Raw genomic sequence first — 25031 nt, forward strand, 5'->3', positions numbered from 1 at the left:
AAAGTTCAGAACAGGAAGTAGCGTTGCGCCATGGGCAGCACGCGCGCGGGCTCGCAGCTCAGAAGCTGCCCGTCGGCGCGCACGGCATAGGTTTGCGCGTCGATCTCCATTGTCGGCAGCCAGTCGTTGTGCACCATGTGCTGCTTGCGGATGCGGCGGATGTCCTTGGCCACGCCCACGGTCTTGGCGAGGCCGAAGCGCGCGGGAACGCCCGCATCGAGCGCCGCCTGCGAGACGAAGGTGAGCGAGCCGCGGGCCAGCGCGCCGCCGTAGCTGCCGAACATGGGCCGGAAGTGCACGGGCTGCGGCGTGGGGATGGAGGCGTTGGGGTCCCCCATGGCGGCCATGGCGATGAAGCCGCCCTTGAGGATGGTGGAAGGCTTGACGCCGAAGAAGGCCGGCTTCCAGACCACCAGGTCCGCCCACTTGCCCGGCTCGATGCTGCCCACCTCGTGGCTGATGCCGTGGGCGATGGCGGGGTTGATGGTGTACTTGGCGACGTAGCGCTTGATGCGGGCGTTGTCGTTGCGCTCCGAGTCGCCGGGCAGGAGACCCCGCTGCAGCTTCATCTTGTGCGCGGTCTGCCAGCAGCGCAGGATGACCTCGCCCACGCGGCCCATGGCCTGCGAGTCGGAGCTGAACATGCTGATGGCGCCCAGGTCGTGCAGGATGTCCTCGGCCGCGATGGTCTCCTTGCGGATGCGGCTTTCGGCGAAGGCCAGGTCCTCGGGGATGCCGGCGTCCAGGTGGTGGCACACCATGAGCATGTCCACGTGCTCGTCCAGCGTGTTGACCGTGTAGGGCATGGTCGGGTTGGTGGACGAGGGCAGGAAGTTGGCCTCCCCCACCACGCGCAGGATGTCCGGCGCGTGGCCGCCGCCGGCGCCTTCGGTGTGGAAGGCGCAGATGCCGCGGCCCTTGGTGGCGGCAATGGTGTTCTCCACGAAGCCCGATTCGTTGAGCGTGTCCGAGTGCAGCGCCACCTGGATGTCCATGGCCTCGGCCACGTCCAGGCAGTTGCTGATGGCGCTGGGCGTGCTGCCCCAGTCCTCGTGCAGCTTCAGGCCGATGGCGCCGGCTTCCACCTGCTCGCGCAGGGCTTGCGGCTGGCTGGTGTTGCCCTTGCCCATGAAGCCCAGGTTCATGGGAAAGGCGTCGGCCGCCTGCAGCATGCGCTCCATGTTCCAGGGGCCGGGCGTGCAGGTGGTGGCGAAGGTGCCCGTGGCCGGGCCGGTGCCGCCGCCGAACATGGTGGTGATGCCCGAGGCCAGGGCCTCCTCGATCTGCTGCGGGCAGATGAAGTGGATGTGGCTGTCGATGCCGCCGGCGGTGACGATGCTGCCTTCGCAGGCGATGATCTCCGTGCCCGGGCCGATGACGATGTCCACGCCCGGCTGCGTGTCGGGGTTGCCGGCCTTGCCGAGCGCGGCGATGCGGCCGTCCTTCAGGCCGATGTCGCACTTGACGATGCCCCAGTGGTCGATCACCAGCGCGTTGGTCAGCACCGTGTCCATGGCGCCCTGGGCGCGGCTGGCCTGGCCCTGGGCCATGCCGTCGCGGATGGTCTTGCCGCCACCGAACTTCACCTCCTCGCCGTAGCCGCCAGCGCGCAGGGTGTAGTCCGCCTCCACCTCCAGGAGGAGGTCCGTGTCCGCCAGGCGCAGGCGGTCGCCCACGGTGGGGCCGAACATGTCCGCGTAGGCGCGGCGTGCGATCTTCGCCATGTCAGAGCTTCCCTTGCACCAGGCCGCGGAAGCCGCAGGCCACCCGCGCGCCGGCATAGTCGATCAGTTCCACCGTGCGCTGCTGCCCGGGCTCGAAGCGCACGGCCGTGCCCGAGGCGATGTTCAGTCGCATGCCGCGCGCCGCGTCGCGGTCGAAGTGCAAGGAAGCGTTGGTCTCGGCGAAGTGGTAGTGCGAGCCGACCTGGATAGGGCGGTCCGCGGTGTTGCGCACGACCACCGTGAGCGTGCGCCGCCCCGGGTTGAGTTCGAGTTCGCCGTCCAGCGGCAGCAGTTCGCCCGGGATCATTTCCTGCCGCCGAACCAGTACCAGACCGCCAGCGCACCCAGGCCGCCCACCAGCAGCAGGCCAACCGCGTCGGTCGGATGCCAATGGGCCAGGCCGGGGAGCCCGTGCCCTTCGTGGGCCGAGGCGGTGGTGGCAAGGAAGGCGAGGGCGGTCGCGGGCAGGCGGTGCAGGGATGGCATGGGGGCTCCTCTCTGTTCAGACGATGGGCTGGTGGACGGTGACGAGCTTGGTGCCGTCGGGGAAGGTGGCCTCGACCTGGATGTCCGGGATCATGTCGGCCACGCCGTCCATCACTTCGTCGCGTGTGAGGACGCTGCGGCCCTCGCTCATGAGCTCGGCCACGGTCTTGCCGTCGCGGGCGCCCTCCAGGACGGCGGCGGAGATGAGGGCCACCGCTTCCGGGTAGTTGAGCTTGAGGCCCCGGGCTTTCCGGCGTTCGGCCAGCAGGGCGGCCGTGAAGAGAAGCAGCTTGTCTTTCTCGCGCGGGGTGAGGTCCATGGAGCCGCATTGTTGCAAGCCCTGTGCCCGCGCGCGAGGGGCCATCCCTGGCCCGGAAGTTGCACCCTGCCGGCCGTGAGCGAGACCGTGGTCCCCATCCATCCTGCCCTCGACGACGCGCCCCAGCGCGTGGTCAAGGTCCGCCGCGACTACAACCGGTGGGTGGCCAGCGAGACGCTGGAGGACTATGCCCTGCGCTACACCCCCCGGCGCTTTCGCAAGTGGTCCGAGGCCCGGGTGGCCAACACGGCTTTCGGCGCCGCCTCCTTCCTCATCCTGGAGGCCGTGGGCGCGACGCTGCTGGTGCAGTACGGCTTCGTCAATGCCTTCTGGGCCATCCTCGCGACCGGGCTCATCATCTTCCTGGCGGGGCTGCCGATCAGTATCTATGCCGCGCGCCATGGGGTGGACATGGACCTGCTCACGCGGGGCGCGGGCTTCGGCTACATCGGATCGACCCTCACCTCCCTCATCTACGCGTCCTTCACCTTCATCTTCTTCGCGCTCGAAGCGGCGGTGATGGCCTATGCGCTGGAACTGGCCCTGGACATCCCGCCTTCCTGGGGCTACCTCGTGTGCGCGCTGGTGGTCATCCCGCTGGTGACCCACGGCATTTCGGCCATCAGCCGGCTGCAGGTATGGACGCAGCCGCTCTGGCTCGTGATGCTGGTGGTGCCCTTCGTCTTCGTGTGGCTGCGCGATCCTGGTGCATTCGTGGGCGTCGTGCACTACGGCGGTGAGAAGGGGCGCCCGGGCGAGTTCGACCTGCACCTGTTTGGTGCCGCCCTGACGGTCGGCATCGCCCTCATCACCCAGATGGGGGAGCAGGCCGACTACCTGCGCTTCATGCCGGCGCGTGGCCCGGCCAACCGCGTGCGCTGGTGGGCGGGCGTGCTGGCCGGCGGCCCGGGCTGGGTGGTGCTGGGCGTGCTGAAGATGCTGGGCGGCGCGCTCCTGGCCTGGCTGGCGATCAGCCACATGGTCCCGGTCGACAGGGCGGTCGATCCCAACCAGATGTACCTGGCCGCCTACGAGTACGTCTTCCCGCACTACGGCTGGGCGGTCGCGGCCACCGCGCTCTTCGTGGTGGTCTCGCAGCTGAAGATCAACGTCACCAACGCCTACGCGGGCTCGCTGGCCTGGTCCAACTTCTTCTCGCGCGTGACGCACAGCCACCCGGGCCGCGTGGTCTGGGTGGTGTTCAACGTGAGCATCGCCTTCCTGCTGATGGAGATGAACGTGTTCCAGGCGCTGGGCGAGGTGCTGGGGCTGTATTCCAACATCGCCATCGCCTGGTTCATGGCGGTGGTGGCGGACCTCGTCATCAACAAGCCCCTGGGCCTGTCGCCGCGCGGCATCGAGTTCAAGCGCGCCCACCTGTGGGACGTCAATCCGGTGGGCGTGGGGGCCATGGGCCTGGCCTCGGCCGCGTCCATCGCTGCCTGGCTCGGCCTCTTCGGCGCCGGGGCGCAGGCCTTCTCCGCGCTCATCGCGCTCGCGGTGGCCCTGATGGCGTCGCCCCTCATCGCCTGGGGCACGCGCGGGCGCTACTACCTCGCACGGCCGGCGAACGAGGCGGGCGACCAGGCCGCGCTGCGCCGCTGCGTGGTCTGCGAGCGCGAGTACGAGTCGCCGGACATGGCGCACTGCCCGGCCTACCAGGGCAGCATCTGTTCCCTCTGCTGCACGCTGGACGCGCGCTGCGGCGATGCCTGCAAGCCGCAGGCGAGCCTGGCGGCGCAGTGGCGCGCCACGCTGCGCTGGCTGCTGCCGCGCCGCGCCTGGCCCTTTCTCGATGCGGGCCTGGGTCACTTCGTGCTGCTGATGCTGCTGATCGTGCCCTTGCTGGCGGCGGTGTTCGGCCTCCTGTACCGGCAGGAGCTGGCCGCGCTGGAACTGGCGGGCGAGGCCGCCCCGCTGCTGCAGGCCACGCTGGCGGCCGGCTTCGCCAAGGCCTGGGTGGCTTTGGTGGTGGTGTCCGGCATCGTGGCCTGGTGGGGCGTGCTCGCGCACAAGACCCGGCAGGTGGCGCAGGAGGAATCCAACCGCCAGACGCACCTGCTCATGCAGGAGATCGAGTCGCACCGCCAGACCGACCAGGCCCTGCAGCAGGCGCGCCTGGTCGCCGAAGAGGCGCAGCACGCGGCCGAACAGGCCAACCAGGCCAAGAGCCGCTACATCAGCGCCGTGAGCCACGAGCTGCGCACGCCCCTCAACAGCATCCTGGGCTACGCCCAGCTCATGGGCGAGGACGCGCAGATCCCTGCGCATCGCAAGCAGGCGGTGAACGTGATCCGCCGCGGCGGCGAGCACCTGCTCTCGCTCATCGAAGGCACGCTGGACATCGCCCGCATCGAGGCCGGCAAGCTGCGGCTGGAGGTGGCGCCCATGCGCTTTGCCGATTGCGTGCACGAAGTGGCGGGCCTGTTCGAGCTGCAGGCCGCGGGCAAGGGCCTGGCCTTCCGCTTCGTGGCCGAAGGCGAGCTGCCCGAGGTGGTGCGCGCCGACGAGAAGCGCCTGCGGCAGATCCTCATCAACCTGCTGGGCAACGCGATCAAGTTCACGGCCGAAGGCGGCGTGACCTTCCGCGTGCGCCATTCGCGCGAGATGGCGCAGATCGAGATCGAGGACAGCGGTCCGGGCATGACGGCCGCGGAGCTGGCCGAAGTCTTCGAGCCTTTCGCGCGGGGCGCCAGCGCCGCGCCGTCCTCCGGCGCCGGGTTGGGCCTGACCATCGCCAAAATGCTCACCGGCCTCATGGGCGGTGAGCTCACCGCGCGCAGCACGCCGGGGCAGGGCAGCGTCTTCCGGGTGCGCCTGTTCCTGCCGGCCGTGCATGGCGTGGCACTCCCGGCGGCCGTACCGGAGACGCGGCGTGGCTACGAGGGCCCCTGCCGGCGCATCCTGGTCGTTGACAACGAGGAGGCCGACCGCGACCTCATCGTCCAGCGACTCGCGCCCCTGGGCTTCGAGCTGCGCAGCGCCGCGAGTGGCCACGACGCGCTGGACCTGCTGGCGGCAGGCTTCGCACCCGATGCCATCTTCCTGGACCTGGCCATGCCCGGCATCGACGGCTGGGAGACCCTGCGGCGGCTGCGGCGCATGCCGGGTCCGCAGGCGGCCGTGGCCATCGTCTCGGCCAATGCCTTCGACCAGGGCCTGGACAACGGCCTGGGCATCACGGCCGCCGACTTCCTGCTCAAGCCCGTGCGCCTGCCGCAGCTGCTCGACTGGCTGGAGCAGCGCCTGCACCTGCGCTGGTGCAGCGAGCCGCCCGCGCAGGCCGAGCCGCCCGCGAGCGAGGCGCCGGTCCCCGACGCGCAGCTGCTGTCCGGCCTGCGCGAGCTGGTGCAACTGGGTTATGTGCGCGGCATCCTCAACCGCCTGCGCGAGATCGAGGCGGCCCATTCCGCCAGCGCCGCCTGGTGCGCGCAGATGGCCGAGCTGGCGCGGCGCTTCGAGTTCGAGGCCATGGCCCGGCGCCTGGAGCCCTCCGCATGAACGCGCCCCCGCCCAGCATCGACCAGGCCCTGGACCGCGACCGCGCCGAGGTGGTCCTCATCGTGGACGACGTGCCCGACAACCTGGCCATGCTGCACGACGCGCTGGACGAAAGCGGCTACACCGTGCTGGTCGCCACCAGCGGCGAAGCCGCCCTGCAGCGCGCCGCCCAGGCCCTGCCGGACGTGGTGCTGCTGGACGCCATGATGCCGGGCCTGGACGGCTTCGAGGTGGCGCGGCGGCTGAAGGCGCAGCCGTCCACCGCGCACATTCCCATCCTGTTCATGACCGGCCTCACCGAGACCGAGCACCTGGTCGCGGCGCTGGCGGCCGGCGGGGTGGACTACGTCACCAAGCCGATCAAGCCCAAGGAGGTACTGGCCCGCATGGCCGTGCACCTGCGCGGCGCGCGCCTGGCCCGCCAGACGCGCAACGCGCTGGACGCCTTCGGCTACGCGAGCATCACCGTGCGCGCGAGCGACGGCCGCCTCATGTGGCAGACCCCGCTGGCGCGCGACCTGCTGCAGGCCTGGTACGGCACGGACATGGCCCGCCGCCCCAACCACGCCCCGCCCGCCGTGGTGGACTGGCTGCGCCGCGCGCTGCCGGACGCCGCCCGCCAGCTCGAACCCGCGCGCCTCTCGGCCGAAGCCGGCGCCCGGCGCCTCACCTTCCGCCTGCACCGCCAGACCGGCGACGACGAGGGCGGCAGCGAGTGGCTGATCGTGATGCGCGAGGAGTCGGACGCGGCCGTGATCGAATCGCTCAGCCTGTCTTTCAAGCTCACCGCGCGCGAGGCCGAGGTGCTGTACTGGGTGGCCCAGGGCAAGATCAACCGCGACATCGCGGAGGTGGTGGGCGCCAGCCCCGCGACGGTGAAGAAGCACCTGGAGCGGGTGTACGCCAAGCTGGGGGTGGAGACGCGCACGGCGGCGGCGGCGATGGCGATGGGGAGGATGCGAGGGGGCGCTGCGGCGGCATGAGCCGGTACGACGCACCGTCTCGTCAGCAGAAGGTGAGGAAAGTGTGCGCCGTTTCCCTAGCATGCGAGTCCTTTTGGCTAAGCAGAGGGATTGCCATGTCGTCCACCCCAGCCGGCTTTTCGCCCCACGCCTCCTCTCTTGAGCGTCAACGGCGCCGGGGCCACCCCTACATCTCACTCACTGAGCGGCGGTACGACCTGCCCGAGCCCGACTCCAAGCCGAGCTTCGGCGCCAGGGCTGTGGCTATGTTCAGGTCGGGTCCAGAAGCGAGAGCGATCAGAGACCTGAGCCGCAGGTACGAACACGCGCTTCAGGTGAGCCGCAACGGCCGCGTGCGAGACCTGACCGACCTGCGTGCGACGCTCAGGGCCTTGTATCAGCGCGAGCCCGCAGAAGTCATCGGGCAACTCAAGGGCGTTCCAGGGACTTCCCGGGCGTGCGAGTTCCTGCGCTTGTCGGATCGCGCCGTGCAGGCGTATCCCAACGCGAAGTTCAGGGACGGCGCTCAGGCCCTGGACACGGCGCTCGCCCAGCTCTACGCCCTTGATCAGGAGACGCTTCGCAAGCACAGTGAGCGTGCCTCGCTCGAGTTGACGGGCAGCCACGCCCAGATTGAGAGTCTTGAACGTGGTGCCGTGGTTCGGGCAGCGCTCGGTGCCGCAACTCGGCCACAGCGCTTGGTCGTCACGCCGGAAATGGCGCAGGCCATTCCGAAGAAGAGGCTGAATTCGCTTTCCGAAATCACGGACGCTGCCGCTGAGGTGGTTCGAACGGGCGGCTTGGCTCCGCGCGAAGGCACGCCAGGTCGCGCGCCCGTGCGCCCCGACGACCTCAAGGCGCAGTCGGCAGAAGTGGCCGCGTTCAAGGCCCGCGTTCAAGAAGGCCTGGACGGCGCAAGCAACAACCCCAGGTTCGACTTCGCTGAATTGCTTTGTCCGGAAGTGGACATGCGACACGAAGCCTCGACGCTCAGTGGTGTGCGCATGTGGCTGTACAGAGTCCGCGCAACCCTGCAGGCCAGCTTCACGGGGATTCGCTCGGACGAGACCAACACGCTCCAAGCACGATTGCTGGGTAATGGCATGCACGACGAGCGCGTACGAGAACTGCTCGCCCAGGATCCGGACAAGCTCACGCTGGCGCGGTGTTCGAACTTGAGTCTCTGCGCCAGCTCACTGCAGCCCGTGCTCGATGCGGCCAACGGCGCTGCGGCCAATCGTTACGCTGAACTGACCCGGACAGGTGATCCCGTGCCGCTGGCCGATGTAGCCAACTTTGCGCGCGTCCGCCTGGGTCTTGGCTTGAAGGCGGAGGGCCGGGTGGAACCGGACACATCTGCAGCTGTCACTCTGCGCAAGAGGGCGGCGCTGGCTCTGCATCGTCACCTTGAGAAGCTCAAGTCCGACGCGGAGGGCGGCATCGCTCAGTCGGCGATCGACGAGTGCGTCGTGAGCTCACTGTCGGAAGTGCTCGGGAATCCGGACCGCTCGGCCGAGGGGCACGCTGGCGCCGCGCACGCATCCGCGGGCGAAGGTGGACCGGCATCCGGCAATCACGATGCGGCATCTGATGAACGCAGCGCGGAACCACCCCCGCAAGCCAGCCCGCAAGCTGCGTCTCCGAATGCCACGCCAGTTGTAGCCACGAAAAGGGTGTCACGTCCACCGAAAGACCTGGGAAACCATCTCGATGCTGCGAGTCGGCTGCTCAGTCCCCTTGCAGCAGGCTTTGACGTGCCCTCTGAAAACATTGAACCTGCACGCGGTCACTTGGAAAGCGCGGCTGCCCTGATCGACACGTCCTCTCAGGGCGCGCCGTGGATCTCAGGCGCCAAGCGCAGGCTCGACTATCTTGAAAAGCGCATCGCTGCGGCGGGCTCTCCTGAGCGCGGTCCGTCGGCACAGTCCCGCCGCCTCGCCGTACAACAGTCACCCTCCTTCGAAGGCCCCCCTGAGGCAGCACCTCAGCCCGCTCAGCACAGCTTCTCTCAAGCCACCGCCGCCCGAGCGGCGTCGTCCGCCAAATGATCCGGCGCGCGGCTCGCATCCTGCGCTGCCTGCCGCGCCGCCACCCGGCCATACGCCACCCGGCGTATTGGCCGGCTGACATGGCCTACCTAGCATTCCTCCATCGCTGACCCAAGGGCCGTGACCCCGGCCCGGCGATGAACCCCAGACCACCCAGGAGTGCCCCGCATGCAACGTCGTTTCACCCTCCAGGCGATTGCCGCCGCCGCCGCGCTGTCCGCGCTCGCCTCGCCCGCCGCCTTGGCCCAGTCGGGCAATACCATCAAGGTCGGCATCCTCCACAGCCTCTCGGGCACCATGGCGATTTCCGAGACCGTGCTCAAGGACACGGCGCTCATGGCCATCGAGGAGATCAACGCCAAGGGCGGCGTGCTGGGCAGGAAGCTCGAGCCCGTGGTGGTGGACCCGGCGTCCAACTGGCCGCTCTTCGCGGAGAAGACCCGCCAGCTCATGACGCAGGACAAGGTGGCCGCCATCTTCGGCTGCTGGACCAGCGTGTCGCGCAAGTCCGTGCTGCCGGTGGTGGAGGAACTCAACGGCCTGCTGTTCTACCCCGTGCAGTACGAGGGCGAGGAGCTGTCCAAGAACGTGTTCTACACCGGTGCGGCGCCCAACCAGCAGGCCATTCCCGCGGTGGAATACCTCATGTCCAAGGACGGCGGCGGCGCCAAGCGCTTCGTGCTCCTGGGCACCGACTACGTCTATCCGCGCACCACCAACAAGATCCTGCGCGCCTTCCTGAAAAGCAAGGGCGTGAAGGACTCGGACATCGACGAGAAGTACACCCCCTTCGGCCACAGCGACTACCAGACCATCGTCGCCGACATCAAGAAGTTCTCGGCCGGCGGCAAGACGGCGGTGATCTCCACCATCAACGGCGACTCCAACGTGCCCTTCTACAAGGAGCTTGGCAACGCGGGCCTGAAGGCCAAGGACGTGCCGGTGGTGGCCTTCTCCGTGGGCGAGGAGGAGCTGCGCGGCGTGGACACCAAGCCGCTGGTGGGCCACCTGGCCGCCTGGAACTACTTCATGTCGGTGAAGAACCCGGCCAATGACGAGTTCACCAAGAAGTGGGCCGCCTATGCCAAGGCCAAGAACATCGCCGGCCACAAGGACAAGCCGCTGACCAACGACCCCATGGAGGCCACCTACATCGGCATCTACATGTGGAAGCAGGCGGTGGAGAAGGCCAAGAGCACGGACGTGGACAAGGTCATCGCGGCCATGGGCGGCCAGACCTTCAAGGCGCCCTCGGGCTTCACGGCCAAGATGGACGAGAAGAACCACCACCTGCACAAGCCGGTGTTCATCGGCGAGGTGCGTGCCGACGGGCAGTTCAACGTGGTGTGGAAGACGCCCGGGCCGGTGAAGGCCAAGCCCTGGTCGCCTTACATCGAGGGCAACGACAAGAAGAAGGACGAGCCGGACGGCAAATCGAAGGTCTGATGTGTGTCCCTCCTTCCCCCTCTGGGGGAAGGCCGGGATGGGGGCTGGCGTGCCGGTGATGTGACCGGCGCACGCGGCCCCCACCCCAACCCTCCCCCAGAGGGGGAGGGGGTTTCGCGACCTTTCCCATGATCAAGAACCTTCTTTCCGCGCTGTTCTGCGTCCTGCTCGCGGCCTCGGCCCACGCGCTCACGGCCGATGAAGCCCTCGGCATCGCCACGGGCGACACCGACGCGCGCATCGAAGCCGTGGGCAAGGCCGTCGCGCAGCCGGATGCAAAGACCGCCGAGTTCCTGCAGGCCCTGGCCGAGGACCGCGTGAAGACCGCCGGCGGCAAGGTCTTCGTCGTGCAGGGCGAGAAAGCCATCGATCCCGTCACCGGCGCGGCGGCCTCGCTGCCTTCCGATGCCGAGGACGTCATCAGCAACAACCGCATGCGCGGCGAGATCGACACCGCGCTCGCCGCCATCCGCCTTTTCTCCCCCGACGCTTCGCAGCGCGCGCAGGCCGTGCGGGCGCTGGCCGGCGAGCCCGACGAGGCGCGCCTGCCGATGATCGAGAAGGCGCTGCAGGCCGAGACCGATGGCGCCATCCGCCAGCAGCTCGAACTCGCGCGTGCCGCCATCCTCCTGGCCAGCGAGGACCCCGCCAAGCGCCTGGCCGCCGCGCGCGCGCTCGCCGACAGCCGCAGCCCCGCGACCCGCACCCTGCTGGTGGAGAAACTCGCGAGCGAACCCGACCGCGCCGTTCAGGCGGCCATGCGCGCGGCGCTGCGCAGCGTGGAGTCGTCCCTCGCCTGGGCCGAGCGCGCGGGGCAGGTCTTTTCCGGCATCAGTCTGGGCTCCATCCTGCTGCTGGTGGCCCTGGGCCTGGCCATCACCTACGGCCTCATGGGCGTCATCAACATGGCGCACGGCGAGCTGATGATGATCGGCGCCTACGCCACCTACGTCGTGCAGGGCCTGTTCCAGCGGTACCTGCCCGCGGAGGTCTTCGGCTGGTACCTGGTCGCGGCCGTGCCCGTGGCCTTCGGCGCCTCGGCGCTGATGGGGGCCATCCTGGAGCGGGGCGTGATCCGCTACCTCTACGGCCGCCCGCTGGAGACCCTGCTGGCCACCTGGGGCATCAGCCTCATGCTGATGCAGCTGGTGCGCAGCGTGTTCGGCGCGCAGAACGTGGGCGTGGAGAACCCGAGCTGGATGAGTGGCGGCGTGGTGGTGCTGGGCAGCCTGCAGCTGCCGTGGAACCGCATCGTGATCATCGGCTTCGCCGCCGCGGTGCTGGCAGGCATGGCCTTCCTGATCGCGCGCACGCGGCTGGGCCTCTTCGTGCGCGGCGTGACGCAGAACCGCTCCATCGCCTCGTGCATGGGGGTGAACACCGCGCGCACCGACACCCTGGCCTTCGCGCTGGGCTCGGGTATCGCGGGCCTGGCGGGCTGTGCGCTCAGCCAGGTCGGCAACGTGGGGCCGGACCTGGGGCAGGCCTACATCGTCGATGCCTTCATGGTGGTGGTGCTGGGCGGCGTGGGCCAGCTCGCGGGCACGGTGTATGCCGCCCTCGGCCTGGGCATCCTCAACAAGTTCCTGGAGGGGTGGGCGGGCGCGGTGCTGGCCAAGATCGCGGTGCTGGTGTTCATCGTGGTGTTCATCCAGAAGCGGCCGCAGGGTCTGTTCGCGGTCAAGGGCCGGAGTGCGGAGGCATGACGATGAACGCGATCGTGGTGAATGACAACATTCCCTCCCCCTCTGGGGGAGGGCAGGGTGGGGGCTCGCGCGTGGAGGGGCAGCCGGCGGTTGTAGCGCGCGCGGCCCCCACCCCGACCCTCCCCCAGGGGGGGAGGGGGCTTCTGTCGCGGACGGGGTGGGCGGGGTTCCTGATCGCGCTGGCGCTCGTCTGCGGCGTCGCACCGCTGCTCAATCTGGTGGTGCCCGAAGGCAGCGCCTTCCACCTGAGCGACTACGCCGTCTCCCTGGTCGGCAAGATCATGTGCTATGCCATCTGCGCGCTGGCCATGGACCTGATCTGGGGCTACACCGGCATCCTGTCCCTCGGCCACGGCCTCTTCTTCGCGCTGGGCGGCTACGTGATGGGCATGTACCTCATGCGCCAGATCGGCCGCGACGGGAATTACCAGAGCGAGCTGCCCGACTTCATGGTGTTCCTGGACTGGAAGGAGCTGCCCTGGCACTGGGCGCTGAGCGACAGCTTCATCGCCACGCTGGTCCTGGTGGTGGCGGTGCCGGGGCTGCTGGCCTTCGTGTTCGGCTTCTTCGCCTTCCGCTCGCGCATCAAGGGCGTGTACTTCTCCATCATCACGCAGGCGCTCACCTTCGCCGCCATGCTGCTGTTCTTCCGCAACGAGACGGGCTTTGGCGGCAACAACGGCTTCACCGACTTCAAGCGCATCCTGGGTGTCACCATCGCCACGCCGCAGACGCGCATGGTGCTGTTCGTGCTCACGGGCGTCGTGCTGCTGGCCTTCTTCCTCTTCTCGCGCTGGCTGGTCACGGCCAAGTTCGGGCGCGTGCTGCAGGCGGTGCGGGACGCGGAGTCGCGCGTCATGTTCTGCGGCTACAACCCGGTGCGCTACAAGCTCACCATCTGGGTCATCTCGGCCATGATGTGCGGCGTGGCCGGCGCGCTCTACGTGCCGCAGGTGGGCATCATCAACCCCGGCGAGATGAGCCCGGCCAACTCGATCGAGATCGCGGTGTGGACCGCCGTGGGCGGGCGCGCCACGCTGGTGGGGCCCATCGTCGGCGCCTTCCTGGTCAACGGGGCCAAGAGCTGGCTCACCGTGACGGCGCCCGAGTTCTGGCTGTACTTCCTCGGCGCGCTCTTCATCGCGGTGACGCTCTTCATGCCGCAGGGCATCGTGGGCCTGCTGCGCCGCCGCAAGGACGCCCCATGACCCCGCTGCTGATGGAGCTGGGCGCCGAGCGCGTGGCCTCGCACACCGAGTCGGGCGGGCGCGCCGCCGGCTGGGGCCGCCCCGCCATCGCCGGCGAGGTGGACCTCACCCACGGGCGCATCCTCTACCTGGAAGACGTGAGCGTGAGCTTCGACGGCTTCAAGGCGATCAACAAGCTGTCCCTGGACATCGCGCCCGGCGAGCTGCGCTGCATCATCGGCCCCAATGGCGCGGGCAAGACCACGATGATGGACATCATCACCGGCAAGACGCGCCCCGACGCCGGCACGGTGTACTTCGGCAGCACCATCGACCTGCTGCGCCACACCGAAGCCGAGATCGCGCAGATGGGCATCGGCCGCAAGTTCCAGAAGCCCACGGTCTTCGAGCAGCTCACGGTGTTCGAGAACCTGGAGCTCGCGCTCAAGACCGACAAGGGCGTGAAGGCTTCCATGTTCTTTCGCCTGCGCAGCGAGCAGGGCGACCGCCTCGCGCATGTGCTGCACACCATCCACCTCGCCGGCAGCGAGCACCGGCTGGCCGGCAATCTCAGCCACGGCCAGAAGCAGTGGCTGGAGATCGGCATGCTGCTGATGCAGGACCCCAAGCTGCTGCTGCTGGACGAACCCGTGGCCGGCATGACGGACGAGGAGACGGTGCGCACCGCCGAACTGTTCCTCACGCTCAAGGGCCAGCATTCGCTGGTGGTGGTGGAGCACGACATGAGCTTCATCCGCCGCATCTGCGAGGTGGTCACCGTGCTGTGCGACGGCTCCGTGCTGGCGCAGGGAACGCTCGACGAGGTGCAGTCGGACGAGCGGGTGATCGAGGTGTACCTGGGAAGGTGATGGCGCGCCGGAAGCCCCCATCCCGGCCTTCCCCCAGAGGGGGAAGGAGCAAGAACCCCCTCCCCCTCTGGGGGAGGGAAGGGGTGGGGGCCGCGCGCCCACCGCGCTGAAAAGAGAAGAACACCATGCTCACCGTCAAGACCATCGACCAGTACTACGGCGGCTCCCACATCCTGCGCGGCGTGAGCCTGGACGTGCCGCAAGGCCAGGTCACCGTGCTGCTCGGTCGCAACGGCGTGGGCAAGACCACGCTGCTCAAGACCCTCATGGGCCTGGTGCCGATCAAGAGCGGCAGCATCGCCTGGCAGGACCGGGAGATCCAGCGCCTGACGCCCTACCAGCGCGCCCGCGCCGGCATCGGCTACGTGCCGCAGGGCCGCGAGATCTTCGCGCGGCTCACGGTGGCGGAGAACCTGCGCATGGGCCTGGCCAGCCAGCCCGCGTCCACGCCCGTGCCGCCGCAGCTGTTCGAGCTGTTCCCGGTCCTCAAGCAGATGCTGCACCGGCGCGGCGGCGACCTCTCCGGCGGGCAGCAGCAGCAGCTGGCCATCGCCCGCGCGCTGGCCGCGAAGCCCAGGCTGCTGATCCTGGACGAACCCACCGAGGGCATCCAGCCCAGCATCATCAAGGACATCGGCCGCGTGATCCGCACACTCGCGAGCGAAGGCCTGGACGGCCAGCGCATGTCGGTGCTGCTGGTGGAGCAGTACTACGACTTCGCGGAAGAACTGGCCGACCAGTACCTGGTGATGGAGCGCGGCGAGGTGATCGCGCGCGGGCCGGGCACCGAGATGCAGGCCAAGGGGATCCGGCAGCTGGTGGCGATCTAGATCGAACCCTGCTTTTCCACCACCAGGATGCGCGCCTCGCCCACCGGGTGCGCCACGTGCTCGCAGCCCACGCCGGCGCTGAAGACGTCGCCGGGATGCAGCCGCTCCACGAACTCGGCGCCGTTCTCGCGCCAGTGCATGTCCACCGCGCCATCCAGCACCACGAACACCTCCGCGCCGTCGTTGACGTGCCATTTGTAGGGCGCGTCAGTCCAGTGCAGGCGCACGCTGGCCCCCTCGATCTGCGCGATGTCGAGGGCGCCCCAGGCGCGCTCGGCGGTGAAGGACTGGCTGCGGACGATCTTCATCATGGCGGGCGGGTTCCTTGGACTGCGATGGCCGGCATTGTCGGGCAGGCAGGCTTCAAGTCGGCCGAGGCGGAACTTCAGGCCCCGTCCAGTTCCTACTGCTGAGCTGTCGGTTGGCATCTTGTCAGCCTTTGGCGCCCAGCAGAAGGAGGTCTCGCATGCACGGTGGATCGTCGTTCAAGCCCCTGTCCAGCGGTCCGGCGGTGACGCGCTATCCCTGTGCGGTCGATCATGCCGGTCATGCGCAGCCGCGCCCCACCTTCGAGTCGCTGAGCTTCATCTCGCAGGCGCCGACAGGGCCTGCTGTCACGTCATTCAAGGAGTGGGTGGAGGGGCCGGCCAAGGGCAAGACGCTGCGAGAGCGCATCACCGGCAAGGCGCCCGAGGCAGCAGCCGCGGCAACCGCGCAGCGCGCTTACCTGGTCGGGCTGCGCAAGCTGCTCAATGCCGAGGCGACGCCGGAGTTGCTGGAGACGGTCATCGCGAAAGACAAGCACAGGACGCTGATCGCTTTCCTCGATGCGTTCGGCGACCCTGCGGCGTCGGTGCTGGACTCCAAAGCGGGCCTCGTGGAACTCTCCCTGCAGGCGGGCGATGTGCTGAACAAGCTGCAGACACAGGCGCGACAGGCTTTCGATGACGCGGTGAAGGCTGGCCGGCACAAAGCCGTCGATCCAAAGCGGCAAGCTTTGGTCATTTACGCTGCCATCAACGTCGCTCTGGACGACTCCACCCGCTTTGCCGAACGCCACCAGGTCCGCACGGTGTCACCCGCGCCCGAACTCTCTCCCGAGGCCCGCCGCCTGGCCCGGGGGGCCTACGACCAGTCCGTTGCCCAGGCACTGAAGCAGGGGCGGGCGCTCACGCCGGCGCTGTTGGAGGAACTCGCGAACGATGCCGTTCGCGAGCTGCAGGCGAGTTTCGAACCGACCGCCGGCGCTGCGGCGGAGTCGGCCCCCGTCGCCGCGGCCTCCACGACCAACAGCCCGACCCGCTACGCGGCGACGGCCTTCCTCGCGAAAGTGGACGCGTTCGCGCCGCAGCAGGAAAAAAGAGGGATGACAGAGCAGCGCGAGGACGGCGTCTGGGTGTTCACCGAGGCCTTCAAGCAGCGCCAGCTCGGGGACTTCATGAAGAGCCTCGCGGACTTCATGCTGGAGGTGGACGCTGGAGCGGGCACCCGGCTGGTGGACGTCCGCCTGGAGGTCTTCTTCGAACAGATGCTCGAGGAGTAGTTCTCAGGGCTTGCGCTTGACTTCCTCGAGCTGTTCGAGGTTCTCCCCCGAGTGGACGCCGCGATCGCCTTCGCTGTACTCGGCCGCGCCCGGCTCGGGCTCGCGCTCGCCCTGGTTCGCATAGGGCTGGTGGCCTTGGCCGCCGTCCCAGCTCACCTCGTTGCGATAGCCGTGTTCGGCCTTGTCGGCCGGCTTGTCCTCCGGTCCGGCGGGACGATTCATCGCCGCACCCCGGCGCCCTCGGTCATCGGAAAGGCCGGCTCCAGCGGCAAGATGGGCCGCAGCGGCTGCACCGGTTCGGGCGGCCGCATCTGCGTCCGGGGTTCGGCGGCGCCGGCGCCCATGGCCGAGGACGACGCACCCGCGGGCTGCCCGGCTTCCGAAGCCGCCGGCGCGGGCACGAGGTACTCGTACTCGCGCAGCAGCCCGCCGCCGGTCACGCTACCGGTGATCTCGCCCAGGCCCATGACCCGGCCGCGGCAGGCCAGCACGTCCTCCTGTTCGCGGTAGATGTTGCATCGGGCCAGTGCGTTGGCCGCGTACTGCCCGTAGGTGTCGATGCGGCCCTGGCTGCGTGCAGCCTGCGCCGCCTGCACTTCGGCCATGCAGCGCTCGCGATCCTGGTAGGTTGCGCCACTGCGGCACGCGGCCATCTGCTCGCGATGCGTCATGGTGCCGCTGCTGGTGACCTGGGCCGTGGCGGCAACCGCCAGCAGGGCGGTCGCACCGAAGGCGATGAAGCCGCGATGCTTGGGGGTCAGGCGGAGGCGATTCATAGAGGAGCTCCCGGTTCGTTGCGCGGGCCGCGACCCGCTCGTCGTCAATGACCAGAGCTTAGGGATGCGCTGCCTGTGCGCTGCGACGGAGAGTGTTGTGGCCGCCCCTGCGAATCGGCCGATGCGCCCGTAGGACAAGGGCGACCGCTGGTGACAGGGGAGCGGGCCTCGAGGTTACAAGGCCCAACCGCGCGGCGGGTTGGCCGGCAGCTCCCAGAGCGATTCGCGCCAGGCTGCTCGAATGCTGCGCATGAGGTTCATGGCCGGCTCCACCAGTGGCGCGAGGGCGCGCACGACCAGCACGCGCGGCTGCGGCGCGGTCGCGCCGGCCAGCCCGCGCAGCGCGCTGGCCTCGATGAGCTCGCGGGCGCGGTCCAACGCCAGTTCGCGCCGTTCACGGGGAATGTCGCTGCCGCAGGCGAAGAACAAGGTGGCCAGGCAGCGGTGGCCCGCCAGGCCCAGCGGCCCGTCCATGAGGAGGCTGTCCTGCGCGTCGATGAGTCCACGCTCCAGCCAGTGGCCCTCCAGCGCCAGGTGCTGCTGCAGCCGGCCGCTGCGAAAAGGCTGCCCGGCTTCGGGCAGGCCCAGCGCGGCGACGTCCCAGCCGATCAGCTCTGCGCCCGGCGCGAGATCCATCACCAGCTGGTTGTGCGCCTGGCATCCGCTGTAGTAGAGGGCTTCCAGGGGCAGCCATTCGAGCCGGGCATCGGCTTCCAGGGCGATCCGCGTGCGCTGCGCGGCCAGGGCGCCCTCGCTGCGGTAGAAGCGCGTCGCGCCCGGCGTGGTGATGAGGCCGTGGGCGCCGGCGTCCACCCGCACCTGGATGTCCAGCACGTCGCCGCCCACCAGCCCGCTGGGCGGATGCACCAGCACGTTGTGGCACACGGACTCGCCTTCGGGCCAGAGGCTTTGCAGGATGCGCAAGGGACCTTCGTGGCGATGGCGCGCGACGGTGCGCGCGGATGCGCGCGAATAGTGCAGGTCGAGTCGGGCGTGCCAGCTCATGGGGCGTGGATGCGCGGGATTGGTGCGTTGGGTGTTTACTCCTCCCCCCTCTCAGGGGAGGCAGGGAGGGGGGCTGCGCGCACCGACCAACCATCGGCGCGCGTGGCCCCCACCCCAGCCCTCCCCCAGTGGGGGAGGGAGTTTTCTGCGCTCACACGTTCTGCGAACCCCGGTGGGCCCAGCCCGTGGTGTGCTTTTCCACGTAGCTGAAAAGCTCGTACATGGCCATGGCCATGGCGCCCACCACCACCAGGCCGGCGAAGGCCAGGCCCATCTGCATGGCCGAGCCGGCCGAGATGAGGAGGTAGCCGATGCCCTCGTTGGCGGCGGTCATCTCCGAGACCGTGGTGCCGACGAAGGCCAGGGTGATCGCCACCTTGAGCGAGCCGAAGAAGTAGGGCATGGACCGGGGCAGGCCCACCTTGACCAGCACGTCCCAGCGCTTGGCGCCCAGCACCCGCAGCACGTCCTCCAGCTCGGGCTCCAGCGTGGCCAGGCCGGTGGCGATGTTGACCATGATGGGGAAGAAGGAGATGAGGAAGGCCGTGAGGATGGCCGGGCCGATGCCGATGCCGAACCACACCACCAGGATCGGCACGAAGGCCGCCTTGGGCAGGGCGTTGAAGGCGGTCATGAGCGGGTACACCGCCGCATAGGCCAGGCGCGAGCTTCCGATGAGGAAGCCCAGGAGAACGCCCACCACGATCGCGATGCCGAAGCCCGCCATGGTCACCCAGTAGGTTCGCCACGCGTGCGCCGCGATGACGCCGCGGAACTCCACCAGCTGGCTCCAGATGCGCGCGGGGCTGGGGAAGATGAACTCCGAGACGTTCAGGGCGCTGCACAGCACCTGCCAGACGATGATCGTGAGCAGCAGCAGCACCCAGGGCGACCAGCGCTCCAGGTGCCGGCGCGAGGCCGCGGACGTCATTGGGCCACCTCCGCGCCCGTGCCGTGCCGCCGCAGGGCGCCGATGTGGCCGCGCAGCTCGTGGACGATGTCGGTGAATTCCTTGGTGTAGGTGATCTCCAGCTCGCGCGGCTGCGGCAGGTCGATCTCGCGCCGCACGACGAAGCGGCCCGGGCTCTTGCTCATGACGTAGATGGTGTCGGCCAGGAAGACGGATTCACGCAGGTCGTGCGTGACCAGGATGACGTTGAAGCGCTGCTCGGTCCAGAGGTCGCGCAGGATGCACCACAGCTCCTCGCGCGTGAAGGCGTCGAGCGCGCCGAAGGGCTCGTCCAGCAGCAGCATCTTGGGCTCGTGGATCAGGGCGCGGCAGATGCTGGCGCGCTGCTGCATGCCGCCCGAGAGCTGCCAGGGGAACTTGTCCTCGTAGCCGGCCAGGCCCACCTTGCGCAGCAGGGCGCAGGCACGCTCGCGGTACTCGGCCTTCTTCTGCTTGAACTGGCTGCGATAGGGCTCCACGATCTCCAGCGGCAGCAGCACGTTGTCAACCGTCGTGCGCCAGGGCAGGAGCGACGGCGCCTGGAACGCCATGCCCGAGATCTTCAGCGGCCCGGCGACCGGCTGGCCGTCGATCAGGATGCGTCCGTGCGATGGCATGCGCAGGCCCGTGGCCAGCTTCATGAAGGTGGACTTGCCGCAGCCCGAGGGGCCCACGATGGCGATGAACTCGCCCTGGCGCACCTGCAGGTCGATGGCCTCGACCGCGTACTGGCCCTGCTGCAGCAGCTCGTCGTTGTAGGCGAGCCAGACGTCCTTGAAGTCCACGAAAAGCGGGGGCTCGGCCCCCGCGGCGTCCCGCTCAGGCCTCATCGCTTGGCGGGGGGCAGCACGTTGAGTTCGGCCTTGGCGGGCAGGAAGGAGCCGTTCCACACCACGTCCGGGTTGACGCGGGTCTTGGTGCCGAAGGCATCCGACACCTGCGAGGCCATCAGCGACAGGCGGCCCGGATTGAGCTGGCCGAAGCCTTCGGCGCGCGCGTCGGGGCTGGCGATGACGGAGTCGATGGCCAGCTTCAGGCGGCGCGTCTCCAGCTCGGTGTTGATGATGCCGTCACGCTGCTTGACGTACTGGATGGCCGCCTCGGGGTTGGCCATGACGTCCTTGGCGCCCTTGGCGAAGGCCGAGAGGAAGGCTTTGACGGCCTGCGGCTTCTCCTGCAGGAACTTGGGGTTGGCAATGATGACGTTGCCGTACAGCTTCACGCCGTACTCGGGGTAGGGCAGCACCACCACGTCCTGCGGCTTGACGCCGCGCGCCTCCAGGTTCAGGAGCGAGGTGAAGGTGAAGCCAGTGATGGCGTCCACGTCGCCACGGGCCAGCATGGTCTCGCGCAGCGGCGGGTCCATGGCGGTCCAGGTCACGTTGCCGATGTTGTTGGCCTTCTGGAAGATGGGGAACGCGCGGCGGCCGGCGTCGAACACCGGCGCGCCCATCTTCTTGCCGGCCAGGTCGCCCGGCTTGGTGATGCCGGACTTCTTCAGCGCCATCACGGAGGCGGGCGTGTTGTTGTAGACCACCATGACGGCCACCGGCTTGTTCGGTGCGTCGGGGTTGTTGGCGTGGAACTCCATCAGCGCGGCCAGGTCCGCGAAGCCCATGTCGTAGGTGCCGGAGGCCACGCGCGTGACGGCGCCGCCCGAGCCGTTGCCGGCGTCCACCGTCACGTCCAGGCCGGCATCCTTGAAGTAGCCCTTGGCCACGGGGGTGAGGAACAAGGCCGCGGGACCCTCGAAGCGCCAGTCGAGCTGGAACTTCACGGGGGTGAGCGACTGGGCATGGGCCAGGCCCAGCCCGGTGGTGAGGGCCAGGGCGGCGGCGGTCTTGAGGAAGGTCCTCTTGGTCATGTAGGGATCTCCAGGGTGTCCAAAGTTGTACGGGGTGCCGGAAGCAAGATCGGTGCCGCCTGCGCGGCCGTAGAGCGGGCCGGCCGATTCTCGCCGCTGTGCCGCCAGGGCGCACCCGAGGAACCCCCGATCCCGTGCGCCGGGTCGGCAGCAGGCCGCTGCGCGCCGCAGCGGGCAGGTCCGCCGCAGAGGTAGGGCCTATCTGACGGTGCCACGAGCCAAGCGCGCACGGTGAGCCCTTGCCCCCGACTACGCCCGCGCTTGGACCGCAAAACCATATTGCTTCCACCGGCTGCCGGTTCAGGCGGCGGGGGGTCGGGGCGCCGGGCCCTGGCAGCTCTCAGCAACGACACGCCATTGGCGTAACAAGGAGTGTGACGATGAATTTTCTTATCTGGCTCATCATCGGTGGCATCGTGGGTTGGCTCGCCAGCCTCATCATGCGAACGGATGCCAATCAGGGCATCCTGCTGAACGTGGTCGTCGGCATCGTCGGCGCGTTCATCGGCGGCTTGGTCATCTCGCCGTTGGTGGGCGTGGGCACGATCAACGATGGCATCAGCATCGCCTCGGTGCTCGTGTCGCTGGTTGGCGCCATCATCCTGCTGGCCATCGTCAACCTGTTCCGCCGCGGTCGCGTCCGCTAAGACAGCGGACGCACGGCGCCCGCGCGCCGGGTGAGGCACGCGGGTCTGCCACCGCCTGCGCCCTCCCCCCGGGGCGCGGGCGTTTGCCTTGGTCCCGGTGACACAGGATCGGCGCCCTCGCGGGCGCCGATCCTGTTTTCAGCTTCGATTTCAGGAGAGCAGGTCCCGCAAGGCGCGCGCAATGACCCGGGTCGCGCGCCGCAGGTCGTCGAGTTCGAGCCGCTCGTCGGCGCGCTTGGCGTGCGACTCCAGCACCGTCCGTGGCCCGGCGCCGTAGATTACGCCGGGAATGCCCGCTTCCCCGTAGAGCCGAACGTCCGTGTAAAGCGGCGTCCCCATGGCGGGGATCGGCTGGCCGAAGACCTGCTGCCCGTGCCGCTGCAGCGCCTCCACCAGCGGCCGGTTGCCGTCCAGCGGCTTGAGGGCACGCGCCAGCAGCAGGCGCTTGACCTCCACCCGGATGCCCGCCTGCGCACCAGCGGCATCGTCGATGACGCGGCGGATCTCGGCCTCCACCTGCACCGGGTCCTCCTCGGGGATCATGCGGCGGTCCAGCTTGAACACGACCTTGCCCGGCACGACGTTGGTGTTGGTGCCGCCTTCGATGCGGCCCACGTTGAGGTAAGGGTGCTTGATACCCGGCACTTGCGAGAGCACCTGCCGGTAGCGCACGTTCTGCGCATACAGCGCGTTGAGGATGCCCACGGCGCCCTGCATCGCGTCGATGCCGGTGTCGGGCACCGCCGCGTGCGCCATGCGGCCGTGCACCGTCACCTCCATCTGCAGGCAGCCGTTGTGCGCGGTGACCACCTCGTAGCTGAAGCCGGCCGCGATCATCAGGTCGGGTTTCGTGAGGCCCTGGCGCAGCAGCCAGCCGGGACCGAGCTCGCCACCGAATTCCTCGTCGTAGGTGAAATGCAGTTCCACCCCGCCGCGCAGGGGCGCGCCCAGGGCGTCCAGCGCCCGCAGCGCGAAGGTGAAGCTGGCGAAGTCGCTCTTGCTCACGGCGGCGGCGCGGCCGTACAGGCGCCCGTCCTCGATGTCGGCGCCGTAGGGGTCGTGCGTCCAGCCTTCGCCGGGCGGCACCACGTCGCCGTGGGCATTGAGCGCGATGACGGGGCCCTCGCCCCAGCGGCGGCGCACGATCAGGTTGGTGATGGACTCCATGCCCGCGGCGCGCACCTCGGCCTCGGGCACGGGGTGCTTCTCGGCCACGAGGCCCATGCCTTCGAGCAGTTGCGCGGTGCGCTCGGCGTGCGGCGCGTTGTTGCCCGGAGGCGTGTCGGTGGGAACGCGCACCAGCTCCTGCAGGAAGCGCACTTCCTCGTCGAAATGGGCGTCGATCCAGGCGTCCAGGCGCTCGGGGTCGGGGGTGCTCGGGTTCACGCGGCCTTCTCCTCCAGGTGGTCCAGCAAGTGCGCGAAGGCGCGCACCGCCAGTTCGATGTCGTCGCTGGTGGTGCTCTCCAGCGGGTTGTGGCTGATGCCCGAGTTCTGCCCGCGCACGAAGAGCATGGCCTGCGGCATCACTTCGTGCAGCTTCATCGCGTCGTGCCCGGCCCCGCTGGGCATGCGGTGCAGCGGCACGCCCAGGGCCTGCACCGCGCGCTCCCAGCGCGCCTGCCAGGCGGGGGCGCTGGGCGCGGCGGCCGCGCGCATGCTTTCCTCGTGCGTGCAGCGCGTGCCGCGGCGGGCGCAGATGGCGCCGATCTCGGACAGCACGTCGGCCAGCAGCGCGTCGCGCTGCGCGTCCTTCGGCGCGCGCAGGTCGAGCGAAAAGCTGCAGCGCCCCGGCACCACGTTGATCGAGCCGCCCGGCACCTGCAGCAGGCCCACCGTGCCCACCGAGTCGCCGTCGCGCGCGGCGCGCCGTTCCACGTAGGTGATGACCTCGGCGACGGCGACGGCCGCGTCCTGGCGCCGGTCCATGGGCGTGGTGCCGGCGTGGCTGGCCATGCCGCGCATCTCGCACAGGAGCCGCACGCCGCCGTTGATGGAGGTGACCACGCCCAGCGGAACGTCCAGCTCGCTCAGCACCGGGCCCTGCTCGATGTGCACTTCCACGAAGCCCAGGTAGCGGGCCGGATCGCGCCGCAGCGCGCCGATGGCTTCCAGCGTGGCCGGCAGGCCCGCCGCGCGCATGGCCTCGCGCATGGTGATGCCGTCCGCGTCCTTCTGGTCCAGCCAGGCGGGGTCGAACTGCCCGATCAGCGAGCCCGAGCCGAGGAAGGTGGCCTTGTAGCGTTGGCCCTCTTCCTCCGCGAAGGCCACCACCTCGATGCCGTGGCGCAGGCGCCGGCCCGCGCGCGCGAGTTCGCCCACGCAGGCCATGGGCACGAAGATGCCCAGGCGGCCGTCGTAGCGGCCGCCGTTGCGCACGGTGTCGTAGTGCGAGCCGGTGAGAAGGCGGGGCGCGTCGGCGTCGCTGCCGTGGTAGATGCCCACGACGTTGCCGACCGCATCGATGCTCACTTCGTCGAAGCCGCAGGCGCGCATCTCGCGCTGGATGAAGGCAGCGGCCTGGCGGTGCGCCTCGGTCAGGTAGGTGACGGTGAGTTGTCCCTGCTCCTTGAAGCCCGGGTCGCTGAACTGCGCGAGCGCCTCCTGCCAGTCCCACACCCGCTCCCCCAGCGCAGGGGCGACGCCGAACTTGTCGTTCAGCCGGATCTCGGCGATGCGGTGGATGTTGCGCAGGCACTCGGCGCGTTCGAAGTCAGGCGGGTTCTCCAGCCGGCGCTCGAAGGCCTCGATGATCTGTGTGCGGGTCAGGCCCGTGCCGCGCGGGCCGCGCACGGCCAGGATGAAGGGGAAGCCGAACTTCGCGTTGTAGGCGGTGTTCAGCCGCTGCAGCGTGTCGAACTCCTCGGGCGTGCAGTTCGTCAGGCCCGCGCGGCTCTGTTCGTCGGTCGACTCGGCCGTGAGGCTCTTGCTCACCATCGCCTTGCCGGCCAGTTCCGGGTGGGCGCGGATCAGTGCCAGTTGCCGGTCCACGTCCGCCTCGGCCACCACCCGGGCGGCCGCGTGCTTGAGCGCGGCCAGCGAAGCGAAGGGCCGCTGCGCCATAGCGGTCTCCACGATCCAGGGCGAGTGCTCGTAGAGGCCATCGAGCAGGCGGGCCGCCTCCTCGGGCGGGGCGGCGTTGAGTTGCTCCAGGGTCAGGGGCATGGCGT

23 protein-coding genes are annotated in these 25031 nt (G+C 69.2%); 10 read left to right on the plus strand and 13 right to left on the minus strand.

All coding sequences use genetic code 11. The features are described from left to right. Positions 1 to 5: 5 nt before the first annotated feature. From ureC to EZ242_RS07440, 4 genes are read right to left on the minus strand one after another with little or no spacing between them, the layout of a single operon-like run. On the minus strand, positions 6 to 1724 hold the full coding sequence (gene ureC / locus EZ242_RS07425) for an urease subunit alpha (RefSeq protein WP_135284505.1): 1719 nt from the start codon (positions 1722 to 1724) through the stop codon (positions 6 to 8). A 1-nt stretch (position 1725) separates the two neighbouring features. Further along, a complete protein-coding gene (locus EZ242_RS07430; RefSeq protein WP_135284506.1) occupies positions 1726 to 2031 on the minus strand; it encodes an urease subunit beta in 306 nt (101 codons plus the stop codon). After that, positions 2028 to 2210 carry a hypothetical protein gene (locus tag EZ242_RS07435; protein ID WP_135284507.1) on the minus strand — a complete coding sequence of 61 codons (183 nt, stop codon included), beginning with the start codon at positions 2208 to 2210 and terminating at the stop codon, positions 2028 to 2030. The genes EZ242_RS07430 and EZ242_RS07435 overlap by 4 nt, the downstream gene beginning before the upstream one ends. A gap of 16 nt (positions 2211 to 2226) precedes the next feature. After that, positions 2227 to 2529 (minus strand): urease subunit gamma, encoded by a 303-nt coding sequence (locus EZ242_RS07440; RefSeq protein ID WP_135284508.1) that lies wholly within the window; start codon positions 2527 to 2529, stop codon positions 2227 to 2229. A gap of 75 nt (positions 2530 to 2604) precedes the next feature. On the opposite strand from EZ242_RS07440, the gene EZ242_RS07445 reads away from it, so the two are divergent. The 8 genes from EZ242_RS07445 (at position 2605) to urtE (ending at position 15078) form a co-directional block, all read left to right on the plus strand. Further along, positions 2605 to 6030 carry a hybrid sensor histidine kinase/response regulator gene (locus EZ242_RS07445; protein WP_240787020.1) on the plus strand — a complete coding sequence of 1142 codons (3426 nt, stop codon included), beginning with the start codon at positions 2605 to 2607 and terminating at the stop codon, positions 6028 to 6030. Further along, positions 6027 to 7013 (plus strand): response regulator, encoded by a 987-nt coding sequence (locus tag EZ242_RS07450; RefSeq protein ID WP_135284509.1) that lies wholly within the window; start codon positions 6027 to 6029, stop codon positions 7011 to 7013. The genes EZ242_RS07445 and EZ242_RS07450 overlap by 4 nt, the downstream gene beginning before the upstream one ends. Positions 7014 to 7327: 314 nt before the next feature. Further along, positions 7328 to 9040 carry a hypothetical protein gene (locus EZ242_RS07455; protein ID WP_135284510.1) on the plus strand — a complete coding sequence of 571 codons (1713 nt, stop codon included), beginning with the start codon at positions 7328 to 7330 and terminating at the stop codon, positions 9038 to 9040. A 168-nt stretch (positions 9041 to 9208) separates the two neighbouring features. Then, entirely contained in the window at positions 9209 to 10486 is a 1278-nt protein-coding gene (gene urtA, locus EZ242_RS07460; RefSeq protein ID WP_135284511.1) for an urea ABC transporter substrate-binding protein, read from the plus strand. Between the two features lie 128 nt (positions 10487 to 10614). Further along, positions 10615 to 12192 carry an urea ABC transporter permease subunit UrtB gene (urtB, locus tag EZ242_RS07465; protein ID WP_135284512.1) on the plus strand — a complete coding sequence of 526 codons (1578 nt, stop codon included), beginning with the start codon at positions 10615 to 10617 and terminating at the stop codon, positions 12190 to 12192. Continuing rightward, entirely contained in the window at positions 12189 to 13400 is a 1212-nt protein-coding gene (gene urtC / locus EZ242_RS07470; RefSeq protein WP_240787021.1) for an urea ABC transporter permease subunit UrtC, read from the plus strand. The genes urtB and urtC overlap by 4 nt, the downstream gene beginning before the upstream one ends. Beyond that, complete coding sequence (gene urtD, locus EZ242_RS07475; RefSeq protein WP_135284513.1) at positions 13397 to 14248, plus strand: urea ABC transporter ATP-binding protein UrtD; 852 nt, start codon at positions 13397 to 13399, stop codon at positions 14246 to 14248. The genes urtC and urtD overlap by 4 nt, the downstream gene beginning before the upstream one ends. Positions 14249 to 14373: 125 nt before the next feature. Beyond that, the gene (gene urtE, locus EZ242_RS07480) at positions 14374 to 15078 is read left to right on the plus strand and encodes an urea ABC transporter ATP-binding subunit UrtE (RefSeq protein WP_135284514.1); all 705 of its coding nucleotides are present in this window, start codon (positions 14374 to 14376) and stop codon (positions 15076 to 15078) included. On the opposite strand, the gene EZ242_RS07485 is transcribed toward urtE, so the two are convergent. Then, complete coding sequence (locus EZ242_RS07485; protein WP_135284983.1) at positions 15075 to 15386, minus strand: cupin domain-containing protein; 312 nt, start codon at positions 15384 to 15386, stop codon at positions 15075 to 15077. The two genes, urtE and EZ242_RS07485, sit on opposite strands and share 4 nt — an antisense overlap. Before the next feature lie 158 nt (positions 15387 to 15544). Here EZ242_RS07485 and EZ242_RS07490 point away from each other — a divergent pair, with 158 nt between their 5' ends. Then, on the plus strand, positions 15545 to 16621 hold the full coding sequence (locus EZ242_RS07490; protein ID WP_135284515.1) for a hypothetical protein: 1077 nt from the start codon (positions 15545 to 15547) through the stop codon (positions 16619 to 16621). Between the two features lie 3 nt (positions 16622 to 16624). Here the strand turns inward: EZ242_RS07490 and EZ242_RS07495 are convergent, their stop codons facing one another. The 6 genes from EZ242_RS07495 to EZ242_RS07520 form a co-directional block, all read right to left on the minus strand. Continuing rightward, positions 16625 to 16843, minus strand: coding sequence for a hypothetical protein (locus EZ242_RS07495; protein ID WP_135284516.1), 219 nt, complete (start codon positions 16841 to 16843; stop codon positions 16625 to 16627). Continuing rightward, complete coding sequence (locus EZ242_RS07500) at positions 16840 to 17397, minus strand: hypothetical protein (RefSeq protein ID WP_135284517.1); 558 nt, start codon at positions 17395 to 17397, stop codon at positions 16840 to 16842. Before EZ242_RS07500 ends, EZ242_RS07495 begins: the two co-directional genes overlap by 4 nt. A gap of 174 nt (positions 17398 to 17571) precedes the next feature. Then, entirely contained in the window at positions 17572 to 18402 is an 831-nt protein-coding gene (locus EZ242_RS07505; RefSeq protein WP_135284518.1) for an urease accessory protein UreD, read from the minus strand. 151 nt (positions 18403 to 18553) lie between these two features. Beyond that, positions 18554 to 19333: an ABC transporter permease gene (locus EZ242_RS07510; RefSeq protein ID WP_135284519.1), complete on the minus strand. Its 780-nt coding sequence runs from the start codon at positions 19331 to 19333 to the stop codon at positions 18554 to 18556. Beyond that, on the minus strand, positions 19330 to 20181 hold the full coding sequence (locus EZ242_RS07515) for an ABC transporter ATP-binding protein (RefSeq protein WP_135284520.1): 852 nt from the start codon (positions 20179 to 20181) through the stop codon (positions 19330 to 19332). The genes EZ242_RS07510 and EZ242_RS07515 overlap by 4 nt, the downstream gene beginning before the upstream one ends. Continuing rightward, positions 20178 to 21215 (minus strand): ABC transporter substrate-binding protein, encoded by a 1038-nt coding sequence (locus EZ242_RS07520; RefSeq protein ID WP_135284521.1) that lies wholly within the window; start codon positions 21213 to 21215, stop codon positions 20178 to 20180. Before EZ242_RS07520 ends, EZ242_RS07515 begins: the two co-directional genes overlap by 4 nt. A 380-nt stretch (positions 21216 to 21595) precedes the next feature. Between EZ242_RS07520 and EZ242_RS07525 the strand changes: the two genes are divergently transcribed. Next, the gene (locus EZ242_RS07525) at positions 21596 to 21862 is read left to right on the plus strand and encodes a GlsB/YeaQ/YmgE family stress response membrane protein (RefSeq protein ID WP_135284522.1); all 267 of its coding nucleotides are present in this window, start codon (positions 21596 to 21598) and stop codon (positions 21860 to 21862) included. Between the two features lie 150 nt (positions 21863 to 22012). On the opposite strand, the gene EZ242_RS07530 is transcribed toward EZ242_RS07525, so the two are convergent. Together EZ242_RS07530 and uraD are read right to left on the minus strand one after the other, a co-directional pair. Beyond that, positions 22013 to 23248, minus strand: coding sequence for a M20 family metallopeptidase (locus tag EZ242_RS07530; RefSeq protein WP_135284523.1), 1236 nt, complete (start codon positions 23246 to 23248; stop codon positions 22013 to 22015). Continuing rightward, positions 23245 to 25026: a 2-oxo-4-hydroxy-4-carboxy-5-ureidoimidazoline decarboxylase gene (gene uraD / locus EZ242_RS07535; protein WP_135284524.1), complete on the minus strand. Its 1782-nt coding sequence runs from the start codon at positions 25024 to 25026 to the stop codon at positions 23245 to 23247. The genes EZ242_RS07530 and uraD overlap by 4 nt, the downstream gene beginning before the upstream one ends. Positions 25027 to 25031: the final 5 nt, after the last annotated feature.

This window comes from Ramlibacter rhizophilus (assembly GCF_004681965.1).
Classification (GTDB): Bacteria; Pseudomonadota; Gammaproteobacteria; order Burkholderiales; family Burkholderiaceae_C; genus Ramlibacter; species Ramlibacter rhizophilus.

Coding starts and splice junctions, on each gene's coding strand:
- ureC (WP_135284505.1), bottom strand. CDS start 1,724: ATGGCGAAGATCGCACGCCGCGCCTACGCGGACATGTTCGGCCCCACC.
- EZ242_RS07430 (WP_135284506.1), bottom strand. CDS start 2,031: ATGATCCCGGGCGAACTGCTGCCGCTGGACGGCGAACTCGAACTCAAC.
- EZ242_RS07435 (WP_135284507.1), bottom strand. CDS start 2,210: ATGCCATCCCTGCACCGCCTGCCCGCGACCGCCCTCGCCTTCCTTGCC.
- EZ242_RS07440 (WP_135284508.1), bottom strand. CDS start 2,529: ATGGACCTCACCCCGCGCGAGAAAGACAAGCTGCTTCTCTTCACGGCC.
- EZ242_RS07450 (WP_135284509.1), top strand. CDS start 6,027: ATGAACGCGCCCCCGCCCAGCATCGACCAGGCCCTGGACCGCGACCGC.
- urtA (WP_135284511.1), top strand. CDS start 9,209: ATGCAACGTCGTTTCACCCTCCAGGCGATTGCCGCCGCCGCCGCGCTG.
- urtB (WP_135284512.1), top strand. CDS start 10,615: ATGATCAAGAACCTTCTTTCCGCGCTGTTCTGCGTCCTGCTCGCGGCC.
- urtC (WP_240787021.1), top strand. CDS start 12,189: ATGACGATGAACGCGATCGTGGTGAATGACAACATTCCCTCCCCCTCT.
- urtD (WP_135284513.1), top strand. CDS start 13,397: ATGACCCCGCTGCTGATGGAGCTGGGCGCCGAGCGCGTGGCCTCGCAC.
- urtE (WP_135284514.1), top strand. CDS start 14,374: ATGCTCACCGTCAAGACCATCGACCAGTACTACGGCGGCTCCCACATC.
- EZ242_RS07485 (WP_135284983.1), bottom strand. CDS start 15,386: ATGAAGATCGTCCGCAGCCAGTCCTTCACCGCCGAGCGCGCCTGGGGC.
- EZ242_RS07490 (WP_135284515.1), top strand. CDS start 15,545: ATGCACGGTGGATCGTCGTTCAAGCCCCTGTCCAGCGGTCCGGCGGTG.
- EZ242_RS07495 (WP_135284516.1), bottom strand. CDS start 16,843: ATGAATCGTCCCGCCGGACCGGAGGACAAGCCGGCCGACAAGGCCGAA.
- EZ242_RS07500 (WP_135284517.1), bottom strand. CDS start 17,397: ATGAATCGCCTCCGCCTGACCCCCAAGCATCGCGGCTTCATCGCCTTC.
- EZ242_RS07505 (WP_135284518.1), bottom strand. CDS start 18,402: ATGAGCTGGCACGCCCGACTCGACCTGCACTATTCGCGCGCATCCGCG.
- EZ242_RS07510 (WP_135284519.1), bottom strand. CDS start 19,333: ATGACGTCCGCGGCCTCGCGCCGGCACCTGGAGCGCTGGTCGCCCTGG.
- EZ242_RS07515 (WP_135284520.1), bottom strand. CDS start 20,181: ATGAGGCCTGAGCGGGACGCCGCGGGGGCCGAGCCCCCGCTTTTCGTG.
- EZ242_RS07520 (WP_135284521.1), bottom strand. CDS start 21,215: ATGACCAAGAGGACCTTCCTCAAGACCGCCGCCGCCCTGGCCCTCACC.
- EZ242_RS07525 (WP_135284522.1), top strand. CDS start 21,596: ATGAATTTTCTTATCTGGCTCATCATCGGTGGCATCGTGGGTTGGCTC.
- uraD (WP_135284524.1), bottom strand. CDS start 25,026: ATGCCCCTGACCCTGGAGCAACTCAACGCCGCCCCGCCCGAGGAGGCG.